Origin of the sequence: Marinilactibacillus psychrotolerans (genome assembly GCF_900101525.1) — a bacterium.
In the GTDB taxonomy this organism is placed as follows: Bacteria; Bacillota; Bacilli; order Lactobacillales; family Carnobacteriaceae_A; genus Marinilactibacillus; species Marinilactibacillus psychrotolerans.
Map to the genome: position 1 here is coordinate 43149 of NZ_FMZD01000016.1, position 16968 is coordinate 60116.

At 30.2% G+C, this 16968-nt stretch carries 13 protein-coding genes; all 13 read right to left on the minus strand.

The window, feature by feature from the left end:
* Positions 1-104: 104 nt before the first annotated feature.
* Positions 105-803, minus strand: coding sequence for a CpsD/CapB family tyrosine-protein kinase (locus BLT22_RS09070; RefSeq protein WP_091762676.1), 699 nt, complete (start codon positions 801-803; stop codon positions 105-107).
* A 15-nt stretch (positions 804-818) separates the two neighbouring features.
* A complete protein-coding gene (locus BLT22_RS09075; RefSeq protein ID WP_091762678.1) occupies positions 819-1562 on the minus strand; it encodes a YveK family protein in 744 nt (247 codons plus the stop codon).
* Between the two features lie 238 nt (positions 1563-1800).
* Entirely contained in the window at positions 1801-2970 is a 1170-nt protein-coding gene (locus BLT22_RS09080) for a nucleotide sugar dehydrogenase (RefSeq protein WP_091762680.1), read from the minus strand.
* 129 nt (positions 2971-3099) lie between these two features.
* Entirely contained in the window at positions 3100-4071 is a 972-nt protein-coding gene (locus BLT22_RS09085; RefSeq protein WP_091762682.1) for an LCP family glycopolymer transferase, read from the minus strand.
* A gap of 102 nt (positions 4072-4173) precedes the next feature.
* Positions 4174-5184: an NAD-dependent epimerase gene (locus tag BLT22_RS09090; protein ID WP_091762684.1), complete on the minus strand. Its 1011-nt coding sequence runs from the start codon at positions 5182-5184 to the stop codon at positions 4174-4176.
* A gap of 342 nt (positions 5185-5526) precedes the next feature.
* Positions 5527-6690 (minus strand): O-antigen ligase family protein, encoded by a 1164-nt coding sequence (locus tag BLT22_RS09095; RefSeq protein WP_091762686.1) that lies wholly within the window; start codon positions 6688-6690, stop codon positions 5527-5529.
* Positions 6691-6723: 33 nt separating this feature from the next.
* Positions 6724-7809, minus strand: coding sequence for a hypothetical protein (locus BLT22_RS09100; RefSeq protein ID WP_091762688.1), 1086 nt, complete (start codon positions 7807-7809; stop codon positions 6724-6726).
* 36 nt (positions 7810-7845) lie between these two features.
* The gene (locus tag BLT22_RS09105; RefSeq protein WP_091762690.1) at positions 7846-8565 is read right to left on the minus strand and encodes an acyltransferase; all 720 of its coding nucleotides are present in this window, start codon (positions 8563-8565) and stop codon (positions 7846-7848) included.
* Between the two features lie 23 nt (positions 8566-8588).
* Positions 8589-9914, minus strand: a complete 1326-nt coding sequence (locus BLT22_RS09110; protein WP_143020648.1) for a lipopolysaccharide biosynthesis protein — start codon at positions 9912-9914, stop codon at positions 8589-8591.
* Position 9915: 1 nt separating this feature from the next.
* On the minus strand, positions 9916-11025 hold the full coding sequence (locus BLT22_RS09115) for a polysaccharide pyruvyl transferase family protein (RefSeq protein WP_091762694.1): 1110 nt from the start codon (positions 11023-11025) through the stop codon (positions 9916-9918).
* Between the two features lie 28 nt (positions 11026-11053).
* Positions 11054-12223, minus strand: coding sequence for a glycosyltransferase family 4 protein (locus BLT22_RS09120; RefSeq protein ID WP_176935423.1), 1170 nt, complete (start codon positions 12221-12223; stop codon positions 11054-11056).
* 169 nt (positions 12224-12392) lie between these two features.
* Positions 12393-15413, minus strand: coding sequence for an N-acetylglucosaminidase (locus tag BLT22_RS09125; protein ID WP_176935425.1), 3021 nt, complete (start codon positions 15411-15413; stop codon positions 12393-12395).
* 144 nt (positions 15414-15557) lie between these two features.
* Positions 15558-16968, minus strand: a 1411-nt coding sequence (locus BLT22_RS09130; RefSeq protein WP_143020650.1) for an N-acetylmuramoyl-L-alanine amidase family protein, incomplete at its 5' end; no start/stop codon positions are given.

Sequence of the window (16968 nt, forward strand, 5' to 3'; positions counted from 1 at the left end):
AAAAAACGACCGGATGCTAACTGTTCAATTTATTAACATGCTTTATGTAAAAAACATCGAAAGAATATTATGCCATCTATTGTTTCACAATATTCTTTCAATGTTTATTCTCCGTAGTAGTAATAATAATCGTCGGTTTTATCTACTTTATTTAGTACTGCACCCAGAATGTTTGCTTTTACATTTTCTAACAATTCTTTGGATTTGAATACTTGGTCTTTACTTACTTCACCTTTAGGAATAACAAACAATACCCCATCTACTTTAGAAGCCATGACTTGAGCATCTGTCACTGCTAATACAGGCGGCATGTCAAACACAATCATATCAAAGTAATGACCCATCTCTTCAATCACTTCACCCATGCGCTTAGATGACAACAGCTCAGCTGGATTAGGTGGAATAGCGCCACTAGTCAATAAATATAACCCCTCAGTATGGGTACGGTAAATGACATCTTCTAATTTTGTCATCCTATCCGTCAATAGTTTCGTCAAGCCCTCACTATTTCTGATATTAAAGGTTTTATGAACAGTCGGTTTACGCAAATCAGCATCAACTAATAATACTCGTTTATCGTCAGAAGCCAGTGTTGCCGATAAGTTAGCCGCAACCGTTGATTTACCCGATGAAGGCCCCGCAGATGTTACAACGATGGTTTTTAAGGTATCATCAATCATTGAAAATTGTATATTTGTACGAATCGTCCGGAATTGTTCAGAAACGACTGAGGTTGGTCTATTTAATACGACTAGTCCTGGACGTTCATTTAAGTTTGTATCTCTTTTCTTTTTAAAAAGCATTCACTTAGACTCCTTTTATACTCTCGAACGGGATGTACGAGATTCGTTTTTTCTTTGTGGCGCTAAAGGGCGATTTTCAGATTTTAATTCATCCGGTGACATCATAGAAATCGTCCCAAGGTTTGTCCAACCTAATTCATCAACGATGAATTTTTCATCTTTAACAGATGTATCTAAAAATTCTAATAAAAAAGCCATTCCGACACCAATCATGCCTCCTAGAACTATACCGATTGCTAAATTAAGTACATTATTTGGAGAGACAGGGTTTGTGTCTGCAACTGCTTCAGAAATGATGGTTACATTATCAACATTCATAATAGAATCCAAATTATCTTTGAATGCAGTTGAAGTCGTGTTGGCAATTTTCGCTGCCTCATAAGGATTATCATCAGATACTTGTAATGAGAACACTTGAGAATTTTCTGCTGTAGTTACCGTAATTTTATTTTTTAGTTGTTCCGTTGTCTGATTCAGACTCAATGTATCTATAACGGGGTCTAAAATGATCGGATTCCTAATGATATCTGAATATGTATTAATCAATTGAACGTTCGTATCAATGTCCGTTCTTTGGATCGTTTCGGTTTCTTGTGTGCGATTGACTAACAATTGACTTGTTGCGCTATATTCTGGTGTAGCAATAAAATAAGTATAAGCAGCGGATAGTGCTAAGCCTACTAATACCATATTGATGATTAATCCCATTCTTTTCTTAAGCGTATTGAACAGTTCGACCAAACTTATTTCTTCTTCCATAATTTCCTCCTGTAAAACAATAATGATTATTGTCTAAGAATAGAAAAATCATGCTAAATTACTTCCCTATAAATTAGACTATACAAATATTTTATCATAAATACAATTAATATCATTATTTTTTTAATAATTACGACATTTTTACTTAATTTTACGATAATATCGTCACATAATGAATAAAAAATGCATCCTTCTTTATATTGATTTAGAAGGATGCATTTTCTTATATTGTAGTATATTAATCTAAATGATATAAATCTCTTGTATATACTTTTTCTTTCACATCGTAAATATCATCCGTTAATCGATTCGCAACGATTACATCTACTTCTTGTTTAAACTCTTCCAGATTATTATTCACTTTCGAATTATAAAACAAGTCATCTTCTAGTACAGGTTCGTAAACGACCACTTCAATTCCTTTTGCTTTTAATCGTTTCATGATTCCTTGAATAGAGCTTTGTCTAAAGTTATCTGAACCAGCTTTCATGACTAATCGGTAAATACCTACTTTTTTAGGTTTTTTAGCTAGGATTTGATCTGCAACAAAGTCTTTACGCGTACGATTAGCGTCTACGATTGCACCAATAATTTTATTAGGCACTTTATCGTAGTTTGCTAGTAATTGTTTTGTATCTTTTGGTAAGCAATAGCCCCCATATCCGAAGGATGGGTTATTGTAGTGATTTCCAATACGTGGATCTAGTCCTACGCCGTCAATAATAGATTTCGTATCCAAATTGTGAACTTCAGAATACGTGTCTAGTTCATTAAAATAAGCAACACGAAGGGCCAAATACGTATTCGCAAATAATTTAACGGCTTCTGCTTCAGTAGATTTCATTAACAGAACAGAAATATTTTCATCTTCTGCACCTTCAACTAATAAATCAGCAAACGTTTGAGCACGTTCTGAATCTTCGCCTAATATAATTCGGCTAGGATGTAAGTTGTCATAAAGCGCTTTGCCTTCTCGCAAAAACTCCGGCGAAAAGATAATTTTATCCGTGTTATATTTTTTTCTCACTGACGCAGTATAGCCTACTGGTACAGTAGATTTTATAACAATGACTGCTTCAGGTGCATAATTCAATACATCTTCGATCACTGTTTCTACTAAAGAAGTATCAAAATAATTATTTTTATCATCATAGTTTGTTGGAGCAGAAATTATGACATACTCTGGTGAATGACTATAAGCTTTTTCTTTATCGGATGTTGCCTCTAGATTTAATTCTTTATTACTTAAGTATTCTTGAATTTCTTTATCTTCGATAGGAGATTTTTTATTATTAATCATCTCTACTTTTTCTTCGATAATTTCTAATGCTTTTACTTGATTGTTCTGAGCAAGTAGGATAGCGTTAGATAAACCAACATATCCCATTCCTACAACTGTTATATTCATATCTCATTTCCTTCCAATTCAAATTAACTTAATTATAACGTATCTTTCTACAAATTGAAATCCTATTCTAAAATAGTTAGTAAAAACTTTAACAAAAGGGTACTATCAATTAGCGATAGTACCCTTTTGTTAATTTACTTCTAGCTCTCTTTTTAAGACTTCACTGACACGTTCTATTTCTTCCTCAGGTATAAATTCATAATAAACACCATTTTGTTTTTGTCCTGTTCCTGACAGTTGATCTTGTTTAACTGTACCAATAGCAGAGTTATATTTAGTAAAGACAGCTACCATATCATCAAATGATAGGTTAGTCTGCATATTCGCACTTAAAGAATTTAACACACTCTTATAATTCATCACGGAGTCAACAGAAGCCATCTTTTCAACTGTAGCTTCTACTACAGCCCTTTGTCTTTCTTGACGTCCATAATCTCCATTCGGATCTTTCTTTCTCATTCGAGAGTATTCAAGAGCAGTATTTCCATCCATATGCTCTGTTTGTCCTTCAACAAAATTATATCCACCCTGTTCAAAAGTTAATTGAGGTGTAATATCTACTCTATCCATTGCATCTATGATTTGTTGTAATCCTTCCATATTCACAGACACATAATAATCTACAGGAATATCAAACAGTTTTTGTACAGTATTCATCGCCATAGATGTTCCACCAAATGCATAGGCATGGTTGATTTTATCCATTGTTCCTTTACCCACTATTTCAGTATAAGTATCTCTAGGGATGCTTACGATCGTAGTCTTTTTCGTATTAGGATTAACAGTCATTAACATCATAGTATCTGAACGTCCTTGTTCTGTCCTTCCCAAATCACCTGTATCGATTCCCATTAGTAATACAGAAAATGGATCTTTTCCATTATTCACAACAACAGGCTTATTTCGGATTTGATCATGTCCAGCTTCTTCGTACATTTCATTCGTTGAAGATTGTACATCACTGTATACTCTCCATGCAACAAAAGCACCTATTCCAACAATAAGAGTTAATAGTATTATTACTGTAATAAGTATTTTTTTCCATAAAGGTTTCTTTTTCCTTTTTTTACGTTTTCGTCTAACACGTGATTCTTCTTCCATTATACACCTTCTCTCTTTAGTAAATAAATTCATACTCAAAACTATTTTACCAGTATAAAGACAAAATACAATGGAGGAGTTATGAAGAATTTATTAACTTTATTATATACGATAGTACTCTTTATACCATTTTACAAATTTACCTAAACCAGTATCAATACTTGTACTAGGATTAAATCCTGTTACTTTATTCAAATCTTCTATATCAGCAAAAGTTGCTTTAACATCCCCAGGCTGCATAGGTAAGAATTCTTTATCTGCTTCTACACCAAGGTGTTTTTCTAATGTTTTAACAAAATCTAGAAGTTGAATGGGTGTATTATTTCCAATATTATAAACTTTATAGGGTGCATAACTCTCTTTAGGAGTAGGATGTTCACGATCATAAGCAGGATTAGAAACTGGAGATTTATCTAATAATCGAATAATCCCATCTACAATATCATCGATATAGGTAAAGTCACGCATCATATCACCGTTGTTGAAGATTTTAATTGTATCACCTGCTAATATTTTATTTGTAAAAGAGAAATATGCCATATCTGGTCGACCCATAGGACCATAAACGGTAAAGAAACGGAGTCCAGTAGTTGGAATATTATATAAATGACTATAAGTATGAGCCATTAATTCATTCGACTTTTTAGTTGCGGCATACAGACTGACTGGATGATCTACAGCATCATCTGTGGAGAAAGGCATTTTAACATTTGCGCCATACACTGAACTTGATGAAGCATAGATGACATGTTTTACATCATTATGTCTTGCAGCTTCTAAAATATTGATAAATCCAACCACATTGGAATCAATATAAGCGCGTGGGTTTTCAATTGAATAACGCACACCTGCTTGCGCTGCTAAATTAATAATGATATCAATATCATTATTTTTAAAAACAGTTTCTACTGCCTCTTGATCTTCTAGACCCGCTTCAATAAAGCTAAAGTTCTCATAAGGTCTCAGCATATTTAAACGATCTCTCTTTAGCTGAACATCATAGTAATCATTGACATTATCAAAACCAACAACTTCATGACCTTCTTCTAACAATCTTACCGATAAGTGCATTCCGATGAATCCTGCTGCACCTGTTACTAAAATAGTTGACATAGATATCTCCCTTATCAATGATATTTTTTGAATCAAGTTCTGCTTGTTTATATTATACTATCAATATCATTGTAACTAAACATTATAATAATTAAAATTTTTTGGAAAATAGCTTCCATAGAAACTAATTTTAATTTCAAAAGTATGTACATTAATTACCACAATAAAAATATGATGCATATCAAGATATTATATTTTTAATTCAGCAGTTTCTATACATACATGCCAATAATTTCTATACTAACAAAAAACCTCTTGTTCACTAAATTATTTCAAAATTAATAGATTCTCTTAAAAATATATAAATAAAATTACTGACTTTCATTAGATTAAAATTTCAGACTATATTTTATCTACTCTAAATTGATCATTTAAAGTAGTGCTTGTAACTAGCAATGTTAATGAAGTAAATAGCAAATATGAACTACTTAGATCATAAGAAATATTCCAAGTCAAAAAGAAATAAGTAAAAAGACTGAACCAAACTATAGAAAAACCTTTATATACAAAAGCCTTCCTTATTGTATTTACTATAAAAGCACCCAAAAAAAGAAGTGGAAAAATCATAAAGTAACCACCAACTAAGAAAAATTCCAAAAAAATATTATGAGGATACATGATACCATAATCTAAAGTACCTTTTAATCCAATTCCAAAAGGGTTTTTCTTGATCAAATCAAACGATGATTTATATAATTCATAACGTGGTTCTTCTTCCAATGATGAAAAGACCCTAAAAATGCGATTAATCGTTGATTCTGGAAGAACATAAGTTAAAACTATAATGCTCACAATTGCAACTACTACTATTGATAACAACATCAAAATTTTTCTCTTTACTTTTGTCTCAAATAATGTATTCAAAATAAGAACCACAAATGGTACTATAATAGCCAGTAAAATTGGTGTTCTTCCCCTTAACGAAGTAACTCCAACAAAAAGAATCAAAAAGATTGGGAAAGAAAGAACTTTGATTTTTATACTTCTATTACTAGCATAAACATAACCAAAAAAAGTTACAATGGATACTGCTATAGCAACACCACTAGTTAAATAATTTTGCCCTAAACTAGTATTTTTATCAATTCCCACAGTAGCTTCTAATAAGGATAATATTATTCCCCAACTTGTTTGATACAAAACTAAAAAGTTCATATCTGTTTTTTTTAAAAAAAGCACTATACCAAGGCTAAATAATATGACTGATATATACTGAACTTTGTCAGATAGCGAGAGTGATTTAGGGGCATATAAAAAAGAAACATATAGCATCATGCCCCATAATAAAAGAAAAAAAGTTATATACTTAATTTGAATTCCTTTTAAAAGTATCATTTTTTCTTTTATTATTTTTTTTCTAACAATTCCAATGACAAGCAAACCTAAAAGAGCTAGTATATTCCATATCGAAGATGAATAAAACAACTTAATGCTAGGCAAGTTGATGGTCATAAATACAAATAAAGCAAAACACATACTTAGAATTAATTGAATTTTTTTTTTCATAAATGCTTCACCTCCTATTACAAATCCTAATTATTATACCTCAATAATTTTTATTGGTATTAAATTACCTTTGATTTGATTTCTCTGTTTTTCATACCATTTTTTGCTAGTGAATCCGCGCTTAACTATAATAACAGCTTCATCTATTTCTTTATCTATTTGAACTGAAGAAAATTCATTTACAATTTCATTGTCCTTATAAATGTTTTTTTGAGATTCATTAATTATATCTTCATTAATTTTTTCTACTAAAATTATCCTTTTTAGTCTCGAAGGATAATGTATTGCATGGTTCAACGTTTGACTGTCTTCAGTATTATTCGTCAAATTAATTAACTTGTCCTGTTTTTTCATTTTATAATTATATATAGCATCCACCTTATTGCTGAAAATCGAATGAATAACTGAAAATACTATACCAAATACTATACCAAATATCCCCCCTAACAGAGCATATATAGCGCAGTCCGATACAGATCTATCTTCTATAATATCTTCAGAGCCATTTACTAAAGATTCGTCTTCAAAAGAAAATAAGCGAGGACTATCAAAAAAGTATAAACTTCTATCATTTAATATTTCGATATTATCTTGTTTAAGAATATCAAAATAGGCACTAGATAATTCGTCATTTAAAGCAGTATTCCCTGTTGAAACATAAACTGTAAAGATTGCATTATCTGTATTTAAATCTACATTAATATAGTCATCCAAAAATGATTCGTTTTCTATTGTTACTTCTTCTTTAATTAATGCTAGTACTTCATCACTTAATAGAACTTCCTTAAACAAACTAGTCCTATTAAATACGCTAAAATCATTATTTTCAATATAAACACGGAAAAAATACATATCATTAGATAAATAGTCAGTTATTTCTTTCTGTTCTAAAGAAGTTCTTTCTTCTTTATCAATTTTTAAAAGTTCATTTATATTAATATCTTCGCTAATCTCTTCTTCACTTGATTTAACATTCTGTTCATTATCCCCCGTTACATATGTATCTAGCAACAAGTACCCAATACTTAATAAACCAAAAATAAGCATACTTCCAATTATAATCATTTTCTTGTTTTTCAAATAATATATTATGTCTTGTAACGTTAAATCATTGTCCATGATGGCCTCCTGTTTTTTATTTACTTTTACTTTTACTTAAACCAGTTTTCTATCCCATGTAATATTTTCTTTAACTATACGAGCTGGGGAACCTACAAGCATTAGATTAGAATCTTTATATTGCTTAGTAACAATTGACCCAACTCCAACAACTGATCCTGAACCGACTTTGACACCTTTTAATATTGTAACATTTTGTGAAATCCAACAGTGATTGCCTATTTCTACAGAATTAGCATCGTTAATCCGATTATGTGTCTCATTTAAAATAGAGTGCCCATCCGAAGATCTAATAATAATTCCCCGAGATAGCATACAATCATTTCCAATTGAGATAGAAGTACCTTCTTTGAGGTAGAGCTCAACTTTCCCACTAGTAGTAGTGTTATTTCCAACTGTTAGACGATTATCAGATTGTTGTACATTGATTTCAACAAATTTCAGATCATTATTGCTTCCGATTACAATTTCATTAAAATTTCCATTAATTATTACTACACTATCTCTTAAAACTGTATTTTCACTAATAATTATTTTATTATCTTTCCCTCTAATAATAATAGTAGAATTTTTCATTCTACTATTATTTTTAAACTCTAGACTATTATTGCTTCCTTTTACTTTCAGTTTGATTTTATGAAAAAGAACTTTACTACCTGTGTTTCTAAAATAATGATTTTTAATAATATAAATATATCTAAACTGAATCATTTCAAAGAAACAATTCAGTTTTTTTATAAAATTATATAATGTCACTCTGAACAGCTCCTAAACTGGACTTATTTCTTTATTTCTTTATTTAATATAGATTGTGCAGTTAAGTATGTTGTAAAATAGACCAAAGCCATAGAAATAGAATAGAGTAGGATAGTAATTTCAGCATTCCAATTAAAAATATTAGCAGACAAAAACACTGATGCGATAATAATTAAACTACTAGCATCAATAATAAATTTCGCTGCTTGTCTTCGAAAGACTTCAAAAACCTTACTAATAGGCGAAAAAATCAAATTTGCTAAAATCGATATGGATAATATTCTAGCATATACTCCTGCTTCTACCCATTCTGCTCCAAATGCCAATGAAAAGAGAGTTGGTCCAACTAATAACAAGACTAACATTGGTAACGAACCAACTAAAACCAGTTTTTTAAATAGATTATTAGATAATTTTTTTATTTTTTTGGGATCTTCTTTTCCGATACTAGCAATTTCTGCAAAGAAAACATCCATTACAGATTGCCCGATTAGTGTCATTGGAATTTTTACAATAGTGTTTGCTAATCCATATAAACCAACAATTTGTGTTCCAAATAAAGGTGCAAGAAACAATACTGGAAATTGATTCCTAAAATGAACCACTCCTGTACTTGTTGCTTGGAACATTGGAAAGTCCCTATACTTAATCGCAAGATTCTTTATTTTTCTCCATTCAACTTTCACGTCACCTTTTTTTCTATTAGTAAATTTTTTGTAAAAACTTAAAGTTCCTGCACTTACACTAACGATTCTTCCAATTATTAAGCCAATGCCTCCAAAACTTAATAAACCAAGTATCACTTTAATTACATTTCCTATTAGGTTTTGAGTTACTCTGGTTTTAGAAATGATTTTGAAGTTTTTTATTCTAAACATCCACTGGTTAAAAATCAAATACAAACCTTGAAAGAAAATACCAATTGGAATAAAAAATCTATATGGAAATAAGCTTTCAGCATTTAACAAATTGAGTACTTGTTCCCCAAAAAAAGTTACAATTAAACCAGCGCTAAGTGAAATGATAGATAATACTAGTATACTTAGTGAAAGAATATTCACGGATTCATCTTCTTTTTTGGCTATTGGGATAGCTAGTTCATATTTCAAAGAACTAAAAGAGAATATGAGCAAAATTGAACTAAATACTGATAGAATACCATATTCAGAAGGTGAGTATACTCTCGTTATAATTGGAGTAAACATCATATTAGCTATTTGACCAATAGCAGTTCCGCCAGAGACAACAGCTATATTTCTTACCATTTTATCTGATAAAAATTTATTCTTTAATAATTCAATTATTTTTTTACTATTGAACTTTGACAACTTAAAATCATCTCTTTTCAAATCATTTACTATTTAATACTTCTTTTAATATTTTTTTATTTAATAATGATAATCTCATCATTTCACTTCTCTTTTGTTGATATTTTTTTTTATTACCCTCTTTTATATTTTTATATACAGAGCTTAATGAATTATATGTGATCTGTTCTTCAACTTCGCTTATTGGTGTACATAAATTCTCTAAGCCAATTTGTTTATAAAAACGTTTTGTTTTTGAATGATAAGGAAAACTAATAGGAACATTTCCCATTGCATAATTAACTATTCCAATATGCAGCTTGTTTGTGACAACAGTATCTAATTCGGATAGTAACGCTGAAGTTTCCCAGATATCTTCATGTTTAAATATGCTACATTTTCTATTAATTTCATTTTTAATATACTCCACTGCTTCATTTTGAACTTTATTATTATTGTCAATTATTAGTACAGGAGTTAATTCTGGTTTGTCTTTAAAAAATTGAATTATTTCATCAATAACTGATTGTACATTTTGCCCCGTATCTTCGGCATGTCTGTCAGCACCAATATGTACCCCTATCTTCATTCCTTCAAAATCTAAATATTGCTCTTTCACTTTACACACTATTTCTTTATTTAAATCGTCTTTTGTTAAACTTAATGCTACATCAGCTGTTATATTAATTTTATTATTATTCTTTAAAAATTGGCTTAAATATATTTTTGATTCTTCATCTCTTACAGCTATCATTTCGGCTCTTTTTGTAATGAACTTGAGAGCTTGTCTTGCAATCCAGACATTTGCAGGTCCTGCTCCTGTGCCTATTATAGAATAAGGTACATTATTTCTACTTGCAATCCAAGCAGGCTTGAAATGGTTTCGTATAAAATTTATAGACCATTTAAATCTTCCTAAAGGCGGTTCTCCTAAATAGCCACCTGCACCATAAATAAGATAGTTAGATTTTATAATACTATCTTTCCCTGCAAGATTAATTGGTTCAATTGTTTTTCTATATACGTTGGTAGCAAAAGGCAGGCTAACTTCTTCTCCTGTCAACTCTTTTATCCATTTTGCTTGAATTGCTAAAATCAGCACATCTCCATAATTATTAGGGAAATACGCACCATGTAGACTAGTAAATTTCATAGTTTTGTCCTCTCACTAATTAGAGTTTCTAATTGATTTTATTTGAAAGTTCTCTGTATATATTAATGTATTTTGCAGTAACATTATCGATTGAAAATCTTTTAACTACATCACGTCTAGCTTCTTTTCCCATTTTTATTATTAATTCTTTATTTTCATTTAAAGAGCTAATCCTATCAGCTATTTCTAATGGAGAATTAGTTGGCACGATGTATCCAGTAACACCATCTAAGACAATATCTCTTGATCCACCTATATCAGTAGTTATAACAGCTAAGCCAGATGCACTAGCTTCTAATAAAACATTGGGTAATCCTTCGGAATAAGAAGGTAATATAAATATATCAGATGCATTCATATATTCATTAACGTTTGAAACCTTTCCTCTGTAATCAACGATAAATTTCTTTTTTTTGTTTAAAGAATTAATGATTTCAAAAAAGTTCCGATCTTCTAATACTGGTCCGCACATAATTAATCTAAAAGGAGATATCGATTGAAAGTGTTCAAATGAGTTTAAAAGATCATAAACTCCTTTTCTCCTATTAATAGCTCCTACATATAATAACACTGTTTCTTGTTTTTCGATATTTAATTTTTTGCGTAACATTGTCTTTTTTAGTAATTCTACTGGTGCAAATTCTCTTATATCTACACCATTTGGTATACTTATAATTTTTGTGTTCTTACCTATTCTTTTATCTAAATTTGATTTTATTTCTTCACTTATTGCAATAAAATAATTTGAAGTAGACAAATATTTTTGTCGAATTAGTCTAAAAATAAATTTGATTTTTTTATTACTATATAGTTCTTTGTCACTTAATTCATCTTGGGCAACCTTGACAATTAAAGGTTTTTTGTACAGTTTACTAATTAGATTACATGCCATTGCTTCCGGACCGGCTTTGACACAGTGTATAACTGAATAATTTTTTCTATTAGATTTTAACCATTGAAATACCTTTTTAGCAAAAGGAAATACACTTTTACTATTATTGTCATATTCACTTAGAAGAGGTATTATATTTAGTTTTTCTAAACTACTTTCCACAGATTCTTTATACCCAGTAAGCAAAGTAATTTCAATGTCGTCGGAATTTTTTAATATATTTTCAGTAATCAACTTTAATTGCTTACCATATCCAGAGTAAATAGGTGGATATTTAAAGCATACTAGGACTATTTGCTTATTCATAGCGTATACCATCACTTTCACAATAATTATAATATTCATGCTTTTTTATAATACAAGATGTACCTTACAGGGTCAATATTATATTAATAATAATAAGTTTTCCTTAAATATCATTTAAAAAAGCCACTATAACAGTGGCTTTTTTAAATAAATAATTCTTAAAAATGCATCATTTATATATAGGTACATCAAAATTTAATACTAAATCATATTTTTGAGATAAACGAACTAATAAATCTAAACTGTTAGTTTGCTTAACTGCCCATCCAATATCTGTAGCATACTGATGAATACTAGGCATACTAGGATTCCATCTCATTTTATAGAGTGTGTCTTGCAAATAAATTGAATTATTAATATATTGATTAGATATCCACTTAGCTCCACCTAATATCGCCTTTTCGGGAGTTGTCCAACCTAACTCATAAGCACGTTGAGCGCCTAATTTTACAGCGTTTGAGTCATAAGCACCAATACCAAACATATTGTATACTGTGACTCCGTTTACTTTAACTCCAGTTGCTAATTCAGAAGTTCCATATCCAGTCTCTAACAAAGCGTGAGAGATAAGATATATCTCATTAATATTGTATGTTTGGCTAGCTTTGGAGAATACACTTCCCATATTTTTCAAAATTCCAGCACTTGCTAACTCTTTATTCATATCATTAACTGAAATACCAGAAGATCCTGAAAGCTTCAAAAATTGCAATACATCATTATCCACTTTTACATAGTTTTGACTACCCGATATCCAAGCATTTCTACCATTAAAGTTAATTTCGAACCAACCATTTTGACTAGACAATATCTGGAAACTCTGATTTTTTTCGACTTGACCTATATTAGTATAATTCGTACTAGGACCTGTTCTTACATTTAAAGTTTTTGTTATAACTTTCAAAGTAGAAAGCATAACGTCAATATCATTTGAATTTTCTGGTAAAAAATTTTCTGGATTTAAGTAATATTTCGTTTGTTCAGTAGTAGCTTTTGAAAACCCATTACCATTTAAATCTGTTTGAGGATTATTGTTCATTTGCTTACTGAGTGCTTCAGAAAAACTAGATTTATACTGAGTCCCCTTAATAACATAACTAGTTAAGAACATATTATTATTTGACAAATACAGATAAGAACTTGCTCTTGCAATTAAATATGATGGTAAACTTGGATTTCCAACAATCATATTATAATAAGTAGTTGCAATATCAAAATTCCCTTTTCTGTGATTACTTTTTCCTAAGCTAAATACTCTAAGTCCTGCTTGTTCCAAAGAATCTAGGAGTAAAGAATTATTAGGATAGAATTCAAGTCCCTTGATTGATAAATTCCAAGCTTCAGAAGCAGTATTTGCTGATAGTGATTTTTTATAAATTTTTTCTGAATTCATATTAGGAAATTGACTTTTAGCTTGCATAATATAAACTTCTAGAACTGATTTATATGAGAAAGGAACTAAACTTTCATTCAAAACCATCTCATAATAGCTTATTGCCTTATCATATTCTTTGGAACTATGAGCATTTTTTCCAAGGGCAATTAATCTATCTGCTGCAGAAATTACAGCATCTAGGATTAACTCAGAATTGGGGAAATTTGCTTTCCCTTCTAAAGCGATTTCCCATGCTTTTGAAGCTGTTTTAGCTTTAATAGACTTATTCTTATAATCATTATCTGTCACTAAGTCTATTTTCCCATCAGCTTGCTCTACATACTGTTTAACAGATTGCTCTAGTGAATCAGAAATTCTTGATTCATTGATTAAAAGGTTATAATAATGTAATGCTTTATTAAAATCACCCTTTCGATGATATGACTGTCCCAAAGAAAATATTCTATTAGCAGAAATTTCAAGTGCTTTGAAAGCTTTATTTTCTGTAGGGTAAAGATTTAGAAAATATAAAGCTAGATCCCACGCTCTCGAAGCAGTCTTAGCGTTAATTGTATCATTAAACAAAGTGGTAACGTAAGATAATTTCTGGCCATTTTTGGCTTGTAAAAAAGATAATTCCACTGATTTATTTAAAATACTATTAACTAAAGGCTCGTCTAGTATTTTATCATATAATTCTTTTGCTTTGACCAACTCACCTTTACGGTGATAACTTTGTCCTAGATTCAAGATTCTTTTTGCTGCATCCTCAATTGCTTGAATTAATAGTTCGTCATTTGGATAATATTTTTTGAAATTCATTGCGCTACCCCATGCTTCTGAAGCAGTACTCGCATTTATAGTATCACTATATAAAGTACTTAAGTATGGTAATTTTTTGCTCTTATTTATCAAATTTAGATATTCTTCAATTAAATTTTTTGTTTCACCACTTATCATGGACTCGTTTTTTAATTGTTTATATAATGTCAATGCGCTATTATAGTTACCTTTACGATGATAACTTTGAGCTAGATCCAAAATTCTTTTTTCAATTTTTATGAAAACTTCTTTTAATCTACTATCATTTGGATAATTATTTTTAAATTCTTGTGCTGCATTCCAAGCTTTTGTAGCTGTACTCGCATTTATAAAATCCGAATACATTGAATCAGCACTTAATACTGCAGTAGATCTAGCAGATACACTATTAGTAGTTTCTTTATCTTGTTGATTTTTTTCATTTTCAGATTCATCTTCAATAACATCTTTTGTTGTGCTGTTGCTTTTATCATCCTTATTGATATCTGGCATATCCTCTTTAATTTCTTCAGACGGTTGTTTTTCACTTTCTAATTCTAGTTCATCTGATGTCCTTTGCTTTGAAATATCATCAACATTATCATCTTCTTTTTGTTTCCCTTCATTGAATTCTTTCAAGAAAATATCAAATTCAACAGGGGGAGTTTGATTAGTTTCGGCTAATTCAATTAAATATAAAACTTCATCTTTTAATTCTACAGTCAAATCATTCAAATCAATATACTCATTATAAAGTTTTAAAGCACTTATGTACTCCTCATTTTGGTGTTCTTTTATTGCTCCTAAAAGTTTCCAATCCAATTGTTTTTCAGAAACTAAAGAACTTATTTGGGAAAAATCATTAATTTCAAAATTATCATTATTATCGCTAGTTAATGTGCTATCTTCAGCATTTACATCACTATTAAACAGTATCATTGAAGCAATACTAGAAAGAAATATAGATTTTATTAATTTTTTGCTTTGCATATCGTCAACCTTTCTTACCCTCATTTTATTGTCTTCTTTAATCATATTAAAAAAAATTAGGTTAATCAATATGATTTTGTTACAACTTTAAGAACTATTTTCATGTAAAAAAAGCCTTTAAAAAGTTAAAATTCTACTTTTTAAAGGCTTAAAACAATATTTAAAAGATTATTTCAGCTGATTAAAATACTGTACAATTCCCTTTCCAATTGCTTGAGCTGCAGTTTTTTGATATTGAGAAGTCCGGATTTTAGCTAGTTCAGTTGCATTATCCATAAACCCAAGTTCATATAATACAGCAGGTATATTTGTTTCTCTTACAACGTGAAAGTTATTACCCTTAACACCCCTATTATATAAACCTGTAGAAGATATTAGGTTAGCATGTGTCTTATCTGCTAATAATAAACTTTCATTGATTCTAGAATTATCTGTATTAAAATTATCGCGATTATTTTCTTGTCCAAATCCACTAGCTACACGATGATAAATATATGTTTCAATTCCACTTGCTGTTGAATTTGGTATTCCCATAGCATTATAATGAATACTCACAAAGGCATCTACTTTTAACTCATTTGCTTCTTGAGCTCTTTCAGCTAAAGATAAAAAGTTATTGGAATTTCTGGACATTACAACATTATAGCCCTTTGATTCTAAATAATTTTTGAGATAGTTTGCTGTACTTAAATTTAACGATGCTTCTGTAACATTGCTACTTTGAGCACCTGGGTCACTTCCACCATGACCAGGATCAATATAAACAGTAGGTATAAAGTTACTTAATAATTGTTTAGAATACATGTGTGCTAAGTCCTTAGTATCATTTAATACTGCATTCTCATTTATTATCATATTGTAGTAAGTTAATGCTCCGCTTTTATTTCCAGATCGTTGATAACTTCTAGCTAACTTCAATAGTCTTTGAGCAGCATCTTCAACTGCATTATTTATATTGCTACTATTAGGAAATACCAATTTTCCCTCTAATGCAATATTCCAAGATTTGGAAGCAGTACTAGCTTTTTTTGAGTTACTTACATATCCACTTACTGTAAGTAATTTCGAACCATTTTCAGCTAAAACATTATATCTGCTAACAACATTTCTTAATTGACTATCAACTTTATTCTCAATTAACAACATCTTATAATATGTCATAGCGGTGTTAAAATCACCTAATCTATGACTGCTTTGCCCCATGGAAAAAATTCGATTAGCTGCGTTATTTACCGCTATCGACAAACGGCTGTCCTTAGGATAATACCCTTTGAACTCTAATGCTTTTGACCATGCTTCTGACGCTGTATTAGCATTAATCGTTTGTTTATAGAGGCTACTTGAATACGGCATATTTTTCCCGTTTTCTGCCAAAGTCATCAACTTAGTTGACGAATCTCTAACAGCACTGCTTACCATAGGTTCATTAATTAAATTTTTATATAGTGTAATCGCACTGCTTAATTTTCCTGAGCGATGATAACTTTGACCTAATGCTAAAACTCTATCTGATGCTTTATTCATGGCTGTCGACAAACGGCTGTCCGTAGGATAATACTCTTTGAACTCTAATGCTTTT